At 47.6% G+C, this 14,469-nt stretch carries 16 protein-coding genes; 8 read left to right on the top strand and 8 right to left on the bottom strand.

Features of this window, described 5'->3' with window-relative positions; translation table 11 throughout:
* Positions 1-12 precede the first annotated feature (12 nt).
* From R7Z47_RS20920 to def, 5 genes are all read right to left on the bottom strand, one after another.
* Positions 13-1,458, bottom strand: a complete 1,446-nt coding sequence (locus R7Z47_RS20920) for a TrkH family potassium uptake protein (RefSeq protein ID WP_005386656.1) — start codon at positions 1,456-1,458, stop codon at positions 13-15.
* Between the two features lie 9 nt (positions 1,459-1,467).
* Complete coding sequence (gene trkA / locus R7Z47_RS20915) at positions 1,468-2,844, bottom strand: Trk system potassium transporter TrkA (RefSeq protein ID WP_005379062.1); 1,377 nt, start codon at positions 2,842-2,844, stop codon at positions 1,468-1,470.
* A 63-nt stretch (positions 2,845-2,907) separates the two neighbouring features.
* Positions 2,908-4,191, bottom strand: coding sequence for a 16S rRNA (cytosine(967)-C(5))-methyltransferase RsmB (gene rsmB / locus R7Z47_RS20910; RefSeq protein WP_213969047.1), 1,284 nt, complete (start codon positions 4,189-4,191; stop codon positions 2,908-2,910).
* An 80-nt stretch (positions 4,192-4,271) separates the two neighbouring features.
* Complete coding sequence (gene fmt / locus R7Z47_RS20905) at positions 4,272-5,219, bottom strand: methionyl-tRNA formyltransferase (RefSeq protein ID WP_005461453.1); 948 nt, start codon at positions 5,217-5,219, stop codon at positions 4,272-4,274.
* 33 nt (positions 5,220-5,252) lie between these two features.
* Complete coding sequence (gene def / locus R7Z47_RS20900) at positions 5,253-5,771, bottom strand: peptide deformylase (RefSeq protein WP_005379068.1); 519 nt, start codon at positions 5,769-5,771, stop codon at positions 5,253-5,255.
* A gap of 138 nt (positions 5,772-5,909) precedes the next feature.
* On the opposite strand from def, the gene R7Z47_RS20895 reads away from it, so the two are divergent.
* The 4 genes from R7Z47_RS20895 to R7Z47_RS20880 all read left to right on the top strand — a co-directional run bounded on the left by R7Z47_RS20895 (position 5,910) and on the right by R7Z47_RS20880 (position 9,225).
* Positions 5,910-7,004, top strand: a complete 1,095-nt coding sequence (locus R7Z47_RS20895) for a LysM peptidoglycan-binding domain-containing protein (RefSeq protein WP_151514380.1) — start codon at positions 5,910-5,912, stop codon at positions 7,002-7,004.
* Positions 6,988-8,097, top strand: a complete 1,110-nt coding sequence (gene dprA / locus R7Z47_RS20890; protein WP_213969048.1) for a DNA-processing protein DprA — start codon at positions 6,988-6,990, stop codon at positions 8,095-8,097. The genes R7Z47_RS20895 and dprA overlap by 17 nt, the downstream gene beginning before the upstream one ends.
* A gap of 2 nt (positions 8,098-8,099) precedes the next feature.
* Complete coding sequence (locus R7Z47_RS20885) at positions 8,100-8,579, top strand: DUF494 family protein (RefSeq protein WP_005379074.1); 480 nt, start codon at positions 8,100-8,102, stop codon at positions 8,577-8,579.
* A gap of 76 nt (positions 8,580-8,655) precedes the next feature.
* Positions 8,656-9,225, top strand: a complete 570-nt coding sequence (locus tag R7Z47_RS20880; RefSeq protein ID WP_085570045.1) for a type I DNA topoisomerase — start codon at positions 8,656-8,658, stop codon at positions 9,223-9,225.
* 56 nt (positions 9,226-9,281) lie between these two features.
* On the opposite strand, the gene R7Z47_RS20875 is transcribed toward R7Z47_RS20880, so the two are convergent.
* Positions 9,282-10,415 carry a 5-(carboxyamino)imidazole ribonucleotide synthase gene (locus tag R7Z47_RS20875; RefSeq protein ID WP_085570044.1) on the bottom strand — a complete coding sequence of 378 codons (1,134 nt, stop codon included), beginning with the start codon at positions 10,413-10,415 and terminating at the stop codon, positions 9,282-9,284.
* Positions 10,416-10,419: 4 nt separating this feature from the next.
* Positions 10,420-10,905 (bottom strand): 5-(carboxyamino)imidazole ribonucleotide mutase, encoded by a 486-nt coding sequence (gene purE / locus R7Z47_RS20870; RefSeq protein WP_005379082.1) that lies wholly within the window; start codon positions 10,903-10,905, stop codon positions 10,420-10,422.
* 199 nt (positions 10,906-11,104) lie between these two features.
* Between purE and R7Z47_RS20865 the strand changes: the two genes are divergently transcribed.
* From R7Z47_RS20865 to R7Z47_RS20850, 4 genes are all read left to right on the top strand, one after another.
* Complete coding sequence (locus tag R7Z47_RS20865) at positions 11,105-11,662, top strand: L-threonylcarbamoyladenylate synthase (protein ID WP_005379084.1); 558 nt, start codon at positions 11,105-11,107, stop codon at positions 11,660-11,662.
* Between the two features lie 47 nt (positions 11,663-11,709).
* A complete protein-coding gene (gene hemF, locus R7Z47_RS20860; RefSeq protein WP_053350839.1) occupies positions 11,710-12,627 on the top strand; it encodes an oxygen-dependent coproporphyrinogen oxidase in 918 nt (305 codons plus the stop codon).
* 101 nt (positions 12,628-12,728) lie between these two features.
* Positions 12,729-13,562, top strand: a complete 834-nt coding sequence (gene aroE, locus R7Z47_RS20855) for a shikimate dehydrogenase (RefSeq protein WP_005379088.1) — start codon at positions 12,729-12,731, stop codon at positions 13,560-13,562.
* 3 nt (positions 13,563-13,565) lie between these two features.
* Positions 13,566-13,829: a DUF1488 domain-containing protein gene (locus tag R7Z47_RS20850; protein WP_005379090.1), complete on the top strand. Its 264-nt coding sequence runs from the start codon at positions 13,566-13,568 to the stop codon at positions 13,827-13,829.
* Between the two features lie 7 nt (positions 13,830-13,836).
* Here R7Z47_RS20850 and R7Z47_RS20845 read toward each other — a convergent pair whose 3' ends face one another.
* The gene (locus tag R7Z47_RS20845; protein ID WP_213969140.1) at positions 13,837-14,385 is read right to left on the bottom strand and encodes a gamma carbonic anhydrase family protein; all 549 of its coding nucleotides are present in this window, start codon (positions 14,383-14,385) and stop codon (positions 13,837-13,839) included.
* Positions 14,386-14,469: the final 84 nt, after the last annotated feature.

Below are 14,469 nucleotides of genomic sequence, written 5' to 3'. Positions count from 1 at the left end.
ATTAGAGTCTGCTTAGCGGCGCCAAAACGCAGGAAAGAACAGTACAAGAATAGTCAGAATTTCCAAGCGGCCCATTAACATCCCAAAGCTTAAGAGCCATTTGGCAGTATCGGGCAGAGGCGCGAAGTTGCCTGTCGGGCCAATCACACTGCCCATACCAGGGCCAACATTGGCAACGGCGGTGATTGAGCCAGAAATACTGGTCACAGGGTCGAGGCCAAGAGCACTTAAACAACCCGCGATAAAGATAATGGTGATAAAAAACATCAAGCCAAATGCCACCACTGAGCGAACAATATCATCATTCACCGGTCGCTGGTTATAACGCTGTACAAACACCCCAGAAGGGTGAATCAACTTCATCATTTGTTTGTTTAGCAGCGTCATTGCAATTTGGAAGCGGAAGATTTTGATCCCGCCAGACGTTGATCCTGAGCATGCTCCCGCCATCATTAAGAATGCGAAAAGAGTAGTGGGTAATGCGCCCCATGCGGTGAAGTCTTCTAAGCCAAAGCCAGTTGTGGTGACGACAGAGACAATATTAAACATCGACACTCGCAGGGCATCCAAAATGGTGTACCCATCTCGAATCACTAGCCAAGCTGAAATCACTAAGCTAGAGAATACGAACAGGTACGCAAATCCTCTAACTTGAGCGTCGTTAACCAACACATCAATACGGCGTTTACGTAATGCGGCGATAAAGAGCAAAAACGGCAAACCACCTAAGAACATAAAGGTAGTGGCCACCCAATGTGCGCCATTAGAGAAGTGGTTCATTGACCCATCAGATGTAGAGTATCCACCCGTCGATAGCGTAGTAAAGGCATGGTTGATTGCTTCGAACAGGTTCATGCCGGTGACCAAGTAGCCCAAAATACATAAGCCTGTTAGCATCAAATAAACCGCTACGATGTTTTTGGCGACCGTTTTCGCTCTTGGACTACTTTTATCCGACCAATCTGATGATTCGGTTTGGAATAGCTTCATACCACCGACATTCAGCATAGGTAACACTGCTACCGCCATCACGATAAAACCAATGCCACCAAGCCACTGTAAAATAGAGCGCCACAGCAAGATGCTCGGCGCCATGTTGTCTAGGCCACTGAGCACCGTTGAGCCCGTCGTGGTGATACCCGACATCGTTTCGAAGTAGGCGTCGGTGAAGCTGATGTGGTTGATAAACACAAATGGCAAGGCGGCAAACGCACTCGCGATGGTCCAAACCAAACTGGTGATGAGGAACATATCGCGTACGCTGAGTTTGAACTTGGCGGTTCGACCTATCGTTAGGCAGATGAAGGCGGCAAGGTGCGTGATCACAACGGCTTGGGCGAAATCGAGGAACCCCCCCGTACCGGTAAAGAAAGCGACCAAAGTCGGCACGTACATAAACAGGGCCAGTTTGGATAAAACCAGCCCGATAACAAACAGTACGGGACGTAAGTTGACCATAGGAAAATCCTAGAGGAAGAATGGACTCGGCTGGAATAGCGCTTCGACGTCTGATACGTATTTTTTGTTGACCAGGAACATCACCACATGGTCATCCTGCTCGATGACCGTACGGTCGTGGGCAATAAGAACTTCTTCGCCACGAACGATAGCACCAATGGTGGTCCCAGGTGGAAGCTTTATATCTCCAATCGCACGTCCAACCACTTTAGATGTACTTTCATCACCGTGAGCGACGGCTTCAATCGCTTCCGCAGCGCCGCGGCGAAGTGAGGATACGTTTACGATATCAGCGCGACGAACGTGCGTTAGCAAGGCTGAAATAGTGGCTTGCTGAGGTGAGATTGCTACATCAATTACGCCGCCTTGTACCAGGTCTACATAAGCGCCACGTTGGATCAGCACCATCACTTTTTTAGCGCCCATGCGTTTTGCCAACATTGCAGACATGATGTTGGTTTCATCTTCGTTGGTCAGCGCGATGAAGACGTCGACTTGGTCGATGTTCTCTTCCGAGAGAAGCTCTTGGTCTGCCGCATCACCGCAGAACACGATGGTGTTTTCTAGTTGCTCAGAGAGCTTTTCTGCACGCTGGTAGTTACGCTCAATCAGCTTCACGCTGTAAGTTTGCTCTAGGCGTTTTGCCAAGCTTGCGCCAATGTTACCACCTCCAACAATCATGATGCGGCGGTACGGTTTTTCTAGGCGCTGAAGCTCACTCATCACTGAGCGAATATGATTACTTGCTGCAACGAAGAACACTTCATCGTCGGCTTCAATAATGGTGGTACCTTGTGGGCGAATCGGACGGCCTTGACGGAAAATCGCCGCCACACGGGTATCGATGTGCGGCATGTGCTCACGCAAAGCAGACAGCGCGTTACCCACCAACGGGCCACCATAGTAAGCTTTCACCGCCACTAGGCTGACTTTCTGTTCAGCAAAACTCACCACTTGCAGCGCGCCTGGGTATTGGATCAGACGTTCGATGTAGCTCGTGACGAGTTCTTCTGGTGCGATAAGGTGATCAACAGGAATAGCGCCAGATTTAAACAGGGCTTCTTTTTCTGCCAAGTATTCTGGAGAGCGAATACGCGCAACGCGGTTTGGGGTATTGAATAGAGTGAACGCGACCTGACAGGCGGCCATGTTGGTTTCATCAGTGTTGGTTACTGCGACGAGCATATCGGCGTCTTGCGCGCCAGCTTCGTGTAGCACGTCTGGATGGCTCGCATGGCCATTGACCACACGTAGGTCGTATTTGTCCTGCAATTCACGCAGTCGGTCGGCATTATTGTCGACGATGGTGATGTCGTTGTTTTCACCCACTAGGTTTTCTGCCAGTGTGCCGCCAACCTGACCTGCACCAAGAATAATGATCTTCATACTCTTTTCTCGTATCTGAAAAAGGCGATTGAAATCACTTCAATCGCCCTATTTAGCATGCTGTTACGCGTGTGTCTTAGTTAGCACTGCGTAGTAGAAACCATCCATATCTTCTTCGCCTGGTAGAATTTGACGACCAGGCTGGTCGGGATCAGAATCCAGCAGTTGCGCATCCGCGGTACGTGCTAAAAACGCTTTTACTTGCTCCACGTTTTCTTGCGGTATGATTGAACAAGTCGCGTAAACCATGGTGCCGCCGGGCTTCAGTTGCGTCCACATGGCATCAAAAATTTCACTTTGCAGCTCTGCTAATGCGGCGATGTCGTCTGCACGACGTAGCCATTTGATGTCTGGGTGACGACGAATCACGCCAGTCGCAGAACATGGGGCATCCAGCAAAATGCGATCAAATTGCTCGCCTTGCCACCATTCTTGTGGATTACGCGCATCACCGCAAACCACTTTTGCCTGAAGGTTGAGACGCTTCAGGTTTTCATGCACACGTTTCAAGCGTGTGTCGTCGCAGTCAATCGCGACCACTTCACTGCCCGACGTGCGCTCTAGAATGTGCGCAGTCTTGCCACCTGGCGCAGCACAGCAATCTAAAATCCGTTCGCCGTCTTGTGGTTTTAGGTAGTTGATCGAAAGCTGCGCCGCCGCATCTTGTACCGAAACCCAACCTTTATCAAAACCAGGTAGCTTCATCACGTCACATGGTGCGGCCAATTTTATGGCGTCCATTGCTTCTGTGTGTGGCGTGCTATCAATGTTTTCATTTTTGAGCAGCGCAAGGTATTCATCACGAGTGTGGTGTTGATGGTTCACACGCAGCCACATTGGTGCTTTTTGGTTGTTCGCTTCAACAATACTTTCCCATTGCTTTGGGTAGGCCTCTTGCAGCAGTTTTAGTAACCAGCTTGGGTGACCGTACTTGCCAGCGTTGTTGCTGACGGCCATTTGGTCGAGTTCTTCTTGGTTGCGCTGGTAGTTACGCAATACCGCGTTAATCAAACCACGCAGACGAGGACCTTTCAGCTCTTTAGTGCCTTCAACCGTTTCACCGACTGCTGCGTGCGCAGGAATACGCATGAAGCTCAGTTGGTAAATACCAACCAGAATTAGGTGATGGAATACACGTTGTTTGCCTTTTAGCGGCTTATCCATCAATTGGTTTGCGATCATTTCTAGGCGAGGTAGGTAACGTAGCGCACCGTAACAGATCTCTTGTAACAGAGCGTGGTCACGAGGTCGTACCGTTTGTTGAGCCGCTGGAAGAGCGCTTGAAAGTGAGTGGCCCTTGTCGACGACAAGATACAGGACGTTAGCAGCCGCAGCGCGAACATTCATGATGAGTACCTTAAAGTAAAGGAGGGCATCTCTGCCCTCTAAAAGTTCGTATAATCGGGGATAATAACCCCTAGTATGGCTTAAACCAGCAGAGTGCCAACTTCAAACCAAGCCGCACGCGAATTCAGAATATCCTGAACTGACATGGCTTTTTTGCCAGGAACTTGCAGTTGCTCTAGCACCAGTACGCCGTTGCCTGTCGCAACATAAATACCGGTTTTATCTGCTTGCACGATGGTGCCGGCTGGCTTGTCACTGGTTTGCTCTGCCACACGGCTTTGCCATACTTTGATGCTGTTTTCTGCCGCCTCAAAGTGGCTCATTGGCCATGGGTTAAATGCACGAACGCAGCGCTCAATGTGCGCCGCATCGTCGTTCCAGTTGATGCGTGCTTCTTCTTTGCTGAGTTTTTTCGCATAGTTCGCTAGCTCATCGTCTTGCTTCACTGGCACTGCTTTACCCGCAGCAATGTCTGCTAGGCAGTCAATCAGGGCTTCTGGACCAAGCTCAGCCAATTTTTCGTACATTGAAGCGCTGGTATCTGTCGCTTCGATTGGCAGAGTTGCAATCTTCAGCATATCACCAGTGTCGAGACCGATGTCCATCTGCATGATGGTTACGCCAGTTTCTGCATCGCCCGCCCAAATAGAGCGTTGGATTGGAGCCGCACCACGCCAACGAGGTAGGATAGAACCATGTACGTTGATACAACCCAGTTTAGGGGTATCAAGAACCGCTTGTGGCAGCAGCATACCGTACGCCACGACAACCATGAGGTCGGCGTTCAGATCGGCAAGTTCTTGTTTCGCTTCGTCGGACTTAAAGCTTTCAGGTTGGTAAACCGGGATATTGTGTTCTAGCGCCAGTTGTTTTACCGGTGGCGCAGCCAATTTTTTGCCACGACCCGCTGGACGATCTGGGTTTGTGTAAACCGCGATGACTTCATGCTCCGAAGACAACAACGCCGCCAAGTGACGGGCGGCGAAATCCGGAGTACCTGCAAAGACAATTCGTAAAGACTGACTCAAGGTAGACTTCCTTCTAATTGGTATGGTTCGAGATTAAGCGTTTTGCTGCTTCTCGTTAAAGCGTTTGATTTTCGCTAGCTTGTCCTGAATGCGTTTGCGTTTCAGTGGCGATAGGTAATCCACGAACAGCTTACCTTGTAGGTGATCAAGCTCGTGTTGAACACAAATCGCTAGCAGGTCGTCGGCTTCAAAGGTGAACTCTTTGCCATCACGATCCAGTGCTTTAACGGTAACTTCTGCAGCGCGAGGCACAAGTGCGCGCGCACCTGGTACCGACAGACAGCCTTCTTCGATGCCATCTTCGCCACGCTTTTCCAGAATCTCAGGGTTGATTAGCACCATCGGCTCATCGCGAGTTTCTGAAATATCAATCACTACGATACGTTTGTGGATATCAACCTGCGTTGCAGCAAGGCCAATACCTTCTTCGTCGTACATGGTTTCAATCATGTCATCGACGATTTTTTGAATCTCAGGGGTCACCGCTTCAACAGGCTTTGCGACTGTGCGCAGGCGATCATCCGGGAATGTTAATACTTGTAATACAGACATATTCACTCGAAATATTGAACTGTGCCGAAACAGCACAAACCTTGTTGGCTCAATTCTAGACATTTTATAGCCTAAATGACAGCATCCTTGCACCAATTTCCATTCTGGTTCCTGCTTAATAGACCAAGGACGAGGGTCATGAATCGAATTTTCCGCAACGTTGCCAGTGTTACGTTGCCGCTACTTTTCTCTTTCAACGCTGTAGCAAATGTGGATGCGAACCCACTGACTGTTAAAGATGATGCGCCACAAACGTATGTAGTCGTGAAGGGCGATACGCTATGGGATATTTCGGCCATGTACTTAGATAGCCCGTGGTTGTGGCCTCGTTTATGGCAAGTAAACCCGGAAATCGATAACCCTCATTTAATTTATCCCGGAGACAAGCTGTCTTTGGTGTGGATTAACGGTCAGCCCGTGTTGAGCCTAAAACCGGTTAAGAAGCTGAGCCCGAAAGTTCGCATCACAGAAAAGAAAGCCGTACCAACCGTTGCGGAAGGTTTGGTGATGCCTTACCTTAAATCGGATCGGTTGCTAGATAAAGATTCGTTGAACAATGCTGCAAAAGTGATGGGTAGCAGCAAAGGCAGTAAGTATCTGACTGCAGAAGATGTGCTGTATATCAATGGCAATCAGACCGCGACAGGTTGGGCTATTTACCGACCAGTAGCTACCTTTTCGCGTGACGATGTGTCCGAAGAGATTACCGCGCTGCGTTTGATTGCCAAAGGCGAGCTCGTTGAAGCTTCGAGTGATTATTCAGGTTTGAAGCTTACATCGCAAATGCAAGAAATCCTACGTAACGATATCGCGTTGCCAAATCAATCGGTTGAGAATACTGACTTCACAACAACGTTCTATCCGCTGCCGTCGCCACAAGGCAGTTCTGCAAAGTTGCTAGGTAATATCGAAGGTATTCGCTTTAGTTCAACTAACCAAGTTGTGGTGATTGATAAAGGCACGTCAGACAATCTGAAGCAAGGCAGTGTGTTTGATTTAAAAGAAGACGCGCACCCAGTTTACAAAGACGGCGATGAGTTCAAGAAAGAGTTTGGCGTGCTTGATAAGAAAATTACTTTGCCTCAAAGCAAAGTTGGTGAGTTGCTGGTCATTCGCCCTTATGAGTACTTTAGCTTGGCACTGATCACTAACAGTACGAAACCCATTAACCAAGATATTTCGGTGGTGTCACCGTTGGCGGACGAATTAACCATCGATGAATCGACGAAATAACGATGATCTCGCTGCCTGGTTAAAACTGAGTTGTTTACCAGGCATTGGCGGCGTCAAAATGAATAAGCTACTGGCAAGAGACACGCCACGTAACATCGTAAACTTCTCTCCTGAACAGCTACAACAACTTGGGTTAACAACTAAGCAAATTCAAGCTTGGGCTTCAACAGATAAAGAAGTCGATGCTTGTTTAAGCTGGCTTGAGGCTTCTACAAATCATCATATCCTGACACTGACTGACCCGTGTTATCCACCTCAGCTCAAACAAATCGTTGCACCGCCACCTCTACTTTTTGTTCAAGGAAACCCTGCTTGTCTTTCTCAGCCACAAATCGCGATGGTTGGAAGTCGAAATGCGAGTATTGATGGATTACAGCATGCACGTCAGTTTGCTGCAGAGTTTGTTCAGCACGATTTTATTGTCACCAGTGGTCTCGCTTTAGGCATTGATGGTCATGCGCATGATGGTGCGTTGCAAGCGGGTGGTAAGACGATTGCGGTGCTAGGATCTGGCTTAGAAAATATTTATCCGGCACGTCATCGTGGTTTAGCGCAACGTGTTATTGAACATGGGGCTTTGGTGTCTGAGTTTCGGCCTAATGCCAAGCCGCGCCCAGAAAACTTCCCGCGTCGTAATCGTATTATTAGTGGATTATCGCTTGGTGTACTGGTCGTCGAGGCGGCGAAAAAGAGCGGCTCGTTAATTACAGCTCGTTACGCGCTTGAGCAAGGTCGAGAAGTATTTGCGCTGCCAGCGTCAATCAATGCCCCCAATGCCTGCGGTGGAAACCAGTTGATACGTCATGGCGCTTGCCTAGTAGAAAAGACGAAAGATGTCTTAGATGAAATACAGTCCTTGCTTGATTGGTCTATTAATCAGAGTACCGATTTATTTTCTACGTTAAATGATGAAGAAGAATTGCCATTTCCTCAGCTGTTAGCTAACGTAGGAAGTGAAGCTACACCGGTTGATATTCTTGCAAACAGGACCAATATACCTGTCCAAGAAGTCATGATGCAGCTCTTAGAGTTAGAACTCTCTGGGCATGTCGTTGCGGTTTCAGGTGGCTATATTCGAAAGGGGAGGGGCTAGCTATGATGATGGATATACTGATGTATCTATTCGAAACCTACATCCATAGCGATGCAGAGTTACAGGTCGAACAAGACGAGTTGGAAGAAGAATTGCTCCGTGCAGGCTTCCAACAAAAAGATATCTACAAAGCCCTTGTCTGGTTAGAAGAGCTTGCCGCATTGCAGCAAAGTGACACCTCTTCTGCAATCTCGACTTGCATGGCTTCGTCATCAACTCGTATCTACACAGCGAAAGAGATGCAGCGTTTAGATTTGGAATGCCGAGGGTTTCTATTGTTTCTCGAGCAAATCAATGTGTTAACCACAGAAACTCGCGAAATGGTGATTGACCGAGTGATGGGATTAGAAACGAGTGAGTTTGAGCTTGAAGACCTCAAATGGATCATTCTGATGGTGCTGTTCAATGTGCCTGGTAACGAAAACGCTTACACGCTAATGGAAGAGCTGTTGTACACCAAGGAACAAGGGATTCTTCACTAACCATCTGGGCAAGCTCGAGTTTAGCTAGAATAAACGCGAGCTTGTCTTTTTGTGTGTTTTTCACGAAACGGTAAGTATGAGTAGTAAAATCGACAACACCCTTTTCTCTGCCCATGAACACGCTTTGGAACACGAGCCGTGTCCAAAATGTGGTGGTGAGCTAGCTCTCAAGCACGGAAAACATGGCCCATTTCTCGGCTGTAACCATTACCCAAGCTGTGATTACATTAAACCGCTACACAGCAATGATGGGCACATCGTGAAAGAGTTGGGTGTGCCTTGTCCTGAGTGTGGCAATGAGTTGGTACTCCGCCAAGGGCGCTACGGCATGTTTGTCGGTTGTAGTAACTACCCGGCTTGTCATCATATTGAGTCGATTAATCAACCAGAGCCAGAGGCGCAGTCACAAGAACAACACGCTTGCCCTGAATGTGGCAAAGGACATTTGGTTGAGCGTAAAACCCGATTTGGCAAAACATTCTACGCGTGTGATAACTACCCTAAATGCAAATTTGCTGTGAACCTTGCTCCGGTCAAGGGGCGATGCGAAGAGTGTGGTTTTACTCTGTTGGTGGAGAAGAAACTTGCCAGTGGTGTGAAATTGCAATGTGCTAATCGTAAGTGTCAGCACACCCAGCAAGGTTAAATGAATTGAAAAGGGTCGCATCGTGCGACCCTTTTTTGTTTTTTTGCTGCCAAACGTTAGTGTTGAGACTGTTTAGCGAACGCTTGCACGGCTGGGAAAGCTATTGGGTCTAAGATGTCTGCCAGGGCGCACAACCTACGGTGCAATTCTCCTGGGTAGTCGCCACACACGTTGATGTGTCCCATCTTGCGACCTGCACGTTTCTCTTTGCCATACCAATGAAGGTGGCAACCATCCATTGATAACAATGCATCTGGTAGTGTGTCTTCACCAAGAATATTGATCATTGAGGTTTCACGAACCAATTTCGTACTACCTAATGGTAAGCCGCACACTGCGCGCAGATGGTTTTCAAACTGACACGTTTCTGCACCTTGCTGTGTCCAGTGACCAGAGTTGTGCACGCGTGGAGCAATCTCATTCACTAAAAGTGCCCCATCGACATCAAAGAACTCAAGCGCTAATACGCCAACGTAATCTAGGCTATCTGCGACTGCCGTGAACATTTGCTTTGCTTGTTCCTGTAACCCTGGCGCATCAATCGCAGTAGAAAGACTCAATACACCGTTGGTGTGAACATTCTCTGCCAGAGGGTACACTTCCACATTTCCATCTTTGCTTCGAGCACCAACCAGTGATACTTCGCGGTTAAAAGGAACAAACTCTTCAGCAACAATCGCTTGAGTTGGTGTTGCCGCGATGCACTCTGCCATCTCAGTCCAAATGTCGTCGACTTGAGAAGCTTCTTTTAAGCGCCATTGGCCTTTACCATCGTAGCCACCCAATGCACTTTTCAGAACCATTGGCATACCAACGTGTTCAATTGCGCGCTCAAAGTCTTCACGAGTTTCAATGACGTAGTATTTCGCGTTGCGCACGCCAGCATCATCAAGCAGTGCTTTTTCAATACGGCGATCACCACCTGCTTTGATGGCTTGCGTACTTGGTAGGAACTTGCCGCTCGCTTCGCAAACCTTGAGCACGTCATGTGGAATATGCTCGAACTCGGCAGTAATCACATCAACTTGCGTAATCGCATTTTCCAAGCCATGGCCAAGTACCTGTTGAGTTAAAGGGTGAACGACATCACCGCTGCTGACATCGTAAGCTGAAATTTGAATATTCAGTGGCGCACCAGCCAGAGACATCATACGAGCCAACTGACCCGCACCAAGAACCAGTACATGCATCTGATTAATCCTCTGCAGGGTTTGGATTTGCGAGAACTGTTTCCGTTTGCTCATTACGGAATGCTTCTACCTTCGCCATGATGTTTTCATCATGAGTGCCTAGGATTTGCGCAGCTAGGATACCGGCGTTTGCTGCGCCCGCTTCGCCAATCGCCAATGTACCAACCGCAATTCCCTTTGGCATCTGTACAATAGAAAGCAGTGAATCCATACCTTTCAGTGCACGAGACTGAACGGGAACCCCAAGCACTGGCAAACTAGTAAACGCCGCCGCCATACCTGGTAGGTGGGCTGCACCACCTGCGCCTGCGATGATAACTTTGATGCCGCGTTCTTTTGCGCCACTGGCGTAGTCAGCCAGTAATTGAGGAGTTCGGTGTGCTGACACGACTTTTGTTTCGTAAGGCACGCCAAATTGATCTAGCATGTCCGCTGCTAGTTTCATGGTTGGCCAATCGGATTTAGAACCCATGATGATACCGACTTTCATCTCAAACTCCTTTAAGCTGCAAAAATTAGGTGAGCTATAAATTTGTGAGCATTATACGGGGATTTTTATCTCAAGCAAACGTTTGCGTCTTGTTGTTGGCGCTATTGATACATTTTATAAAAAAATTGCTTTAGTGTCTGAGAATGAATATTTGTACACTTAGTGAAAACAACACAGTCAAACAAATAGGAAGTAATCGGTGGATAACTTTGAACAAGTGCTCAACGCACTCAAGCAAGGCGAAGTGATTGCCTATCCAACAGAAGGGGTTTTTGGTGTCGGATGTGATCCAGATAACCCAGAAGCAATTCAAAAGCTATTAGAGCTCAAGCAGCGTCCGGTAGAAAAAGGGCTGATTCTCATCGCGGCAAGTTACGATCAGCTCTTGCCTTATATTGATGAATCTCAGTTGACTGAAGAACAATTACAGACTGTTCATGCCACTTGGCCAGGCCCATACACTTGGATCATGCCAGCGAGCGATAAAGTATCCAACTGGGTTTCAGGGCAGTTTGATTCAATTGCGGTTCGTGTGACTGATCATCCTTTGGTGCAAAAAATGTGTAATGCATTCGGAAAGCCGTTAACCTCTACCAGCGCGAATCTTTCCGGCTTACCACCGTGTATGACCACGGAAGAAGTCGAAGAGCAGTTGGGTGATAAGCTGGTCGCCATTCTTCGTGGCGAGACCAGCGGTCGTGATAAACCCAGCGAGATTCGTGACGCCAAAACTTCACAAATATTAAGACAGGGTTAACCCTGCTAGCCAGCCATCATTAGGTTTCACGTAATAGGTAATAACGTATGTCAGCGATCGATAAGCACGCCGTAAAGCAGTTCTTGATGTCACTTCAGGACTCCATTTGTCAGCAGTTAGAACAAGAAGATGGAAAGGCCGTCTTTGTCGAGGATGCATGGCATCGTGAACCGGGCGAACGTCTTGGTGGCGGTGGGCGCTCACGTGTTATGCGTGATGGCCTTGTTTTCGAGCAGGGAGGCGTGAACTTCTCGCATGTGGAAGGGAAAGAAATGCCAGCATCTGCGACAGCGCATCGTCCAGAGCTAGCGGGTCGTCGTTTTGAAGCGATGGGTGTTTCTTTGGTTATTCACCCTAAAAACCCTTATGTACCGACTTCACACGCCAATGTCCGCTTCTTTATTGCAGAAAAAGATGGCGAAGACCCAATTTGGTGGTTTGGTGGTGGTTTTGACCTAACGCCGTTCTATCCATTTGAAGAAGATTGCCAATCATGGCACGACACTGCAAAACTGCTTTGTGCGCCATTTGGTGACGATGTTTACCAAGAGCATAAAGCATGGTGTGACAAATACTTCTTCCTACCACATCGTAATGAAACTCGCGGTGTTGGCGGTTTGTTCTTTGATGATCTAAACCAGTGGGAATTTGATAAGTGTTTTGCTTACATCAAAGCAGTCGGTGAAGGCTATTGCCAGGCTTACTTGCCGATCGTTTCTCGTCGTAAAGAGATCGAGTATGGTGAGCGTGAGCGTGAATTCCAACTATATCGTCGCGGCCGTTACGTAGAGTTCAACTTAGTGTATGATCGTGGTACCTTATTTGGTTTACAAAGTGGTGGGCGTACTGAGTCGATTCTGATGTCAATGCCGCCGCTCGCTCGCTGGGAGTACTGCTACGAGCCAGAAGCGGGATCGCCAGAAGCTGAACTTTACGAGCGATACCTAACGCCCCGAGAGTGGTAAGCACGGAATCTCCTTTTCTATATAGATAGATAGTGATAGGGTCATCTGTAATCAGGTGGCCCTGTTTTCTCTATATCTAAGTAAGGAACAAAGGTAAGGAAATGACCCAGCAAATCGATCGCTATGCCGTGTTTGGTAATCCTATCGGACACAGTAAGTCGCCATTCATTCACACCTTGTTTGCTCGTCAAACTAATCAATCTTTGGTGTACACCGCAGAAAGTGCACCTGTTGATGGTTTTATTGACGCGGCGAAGGTGTTTTTTGCTGAAGGTGGCAAGGGGTGCAACATCACTATGCCATTTAAAGAAGATGCTTATCAATTTGCTAGTCGATTGACAGAACGGGCTCAGTTAGCAGGCGCGGTAAATACCCTCAAGAAGTTAGACGATGGTGAAATCATCGGTGACAACACTGATGGTGCAGGTTTAGTGCAAGATCTGCTTCAGCATCAGGTTGTATTGGAAGGCGCGCGAATCCTAATTATTGGCGCTGGTGGTGCAGCTCGTGGTGTTATTAAGCCACTACTTGATCAAAAGCCGACCTCTTTAACCATTACCAACCGTACCTTTAGTAAAGCACAGGAGCTTGCAGAGCTGTTTGTCTCTCACGGTCCTATCCTCGCCAAAGAGATAGCAAGTATTGATGAAGAGTATGATGTCATCATTAACTCCACATCCGCTTCTCTTAGTGGTGAACTGCCGACTATTTCATCCTCCATCTTTGCCGCTAACAGTACAAGCTATGACATGATTTATGGCAAAGGGGTGACGAGCTTTAACTTATGGGCAAAAGAGAATGGTGCCGCTCATGCGTATGACGGTCTTGGAATGTTAGTTGGGCAGGCTGCGGAAAGCTTTATGCTCTGGCGTGGCTTACGTCCTGGTGCCAAACAAATTCTCAGAGAACTAAGAAAGAACCTTGAAGGTCAATAAGCGATGAATCAATCCATCTTATTCCCAGATATTCAATCATGGGATGAAGTATCACAATCGGTAAACTTTTCGGCGCAACAATCAGGCGCACTAATAGAGTGCTTTGTGACGAAACAAAAGTTAGAAAAGCTCAGTGGTTCACTGATTGAAACTGAGCAAGCGGCAATTAAAGTGTTTACTGATTACCGATTCGACCTAGAAGAAATGGCTGAAGAGCTAATAGAAGATGAAGCCTTCAACGAAGAAGGCCATATCATCATCGGTTAACAGGGTTTTAGTTCAAGTCTTTTACTTCATTTAAGTAGTCGTTTTTGTTCTGCACATAGTTGTTGGCAGACTTTTGCAAGAAAGCTCGTTCTTTTTCTGATAGAGGGCGAGCTTGTTTTACTGGGCTTCCAACATATAAGTAGCCACTTTCTAATACTTTCCCAGGTGGCACTAAACTGCCTGCTCCGACCATCACCTCTGACTCAATTACAACAGCATCTAAAACAATAGCTCCCATACCAACCAAAACACGATCGTGGATCTCACAACCGTGCAGCATCACTTTGTGGCCAATCGTAACGTCATTACCAATAATCAATGGGTAGCCGTTTGGGTTTTCGGCGTTCTTATGGGTGACATGCAAAACACTGCCATCTTGAATATTCGTTCGATCACCAATGTGAATGTGGTTTACATCGCCTCGCGCTGCTACCAATGGCCAAATGCTAGAATCATCGCCAATTCGGATATCACCGACTAAAACAGAGGTTGGGTCAACGTAAACACGCTCACCAAGTTCAGGCTTTATACCTTTGTAGCTTCTCATTGAGCTCATCTTTTTTCCTTATTCAGGGCGATTACAGGGTGTATGGAGGTAGAATAGTAGTGAAAACTCGCCTTTTAGAATAAAAAACACCCA

The organism is Vibrio sp. 1641 (assembly GCF_033339995.1).
GTDB classification, from domain to species: Bacteria; Pseudomonadota; Gammaproteobacteria; order Enterobacterales; family Vibrionaceae; genus Vibrio; species Vibrio alginolyticus.
The sequence above is the reverse complement of the archived record's forward strand: the minus strand, read 5'-3'. Positions and strand labels throughout refer to the sequence as shown.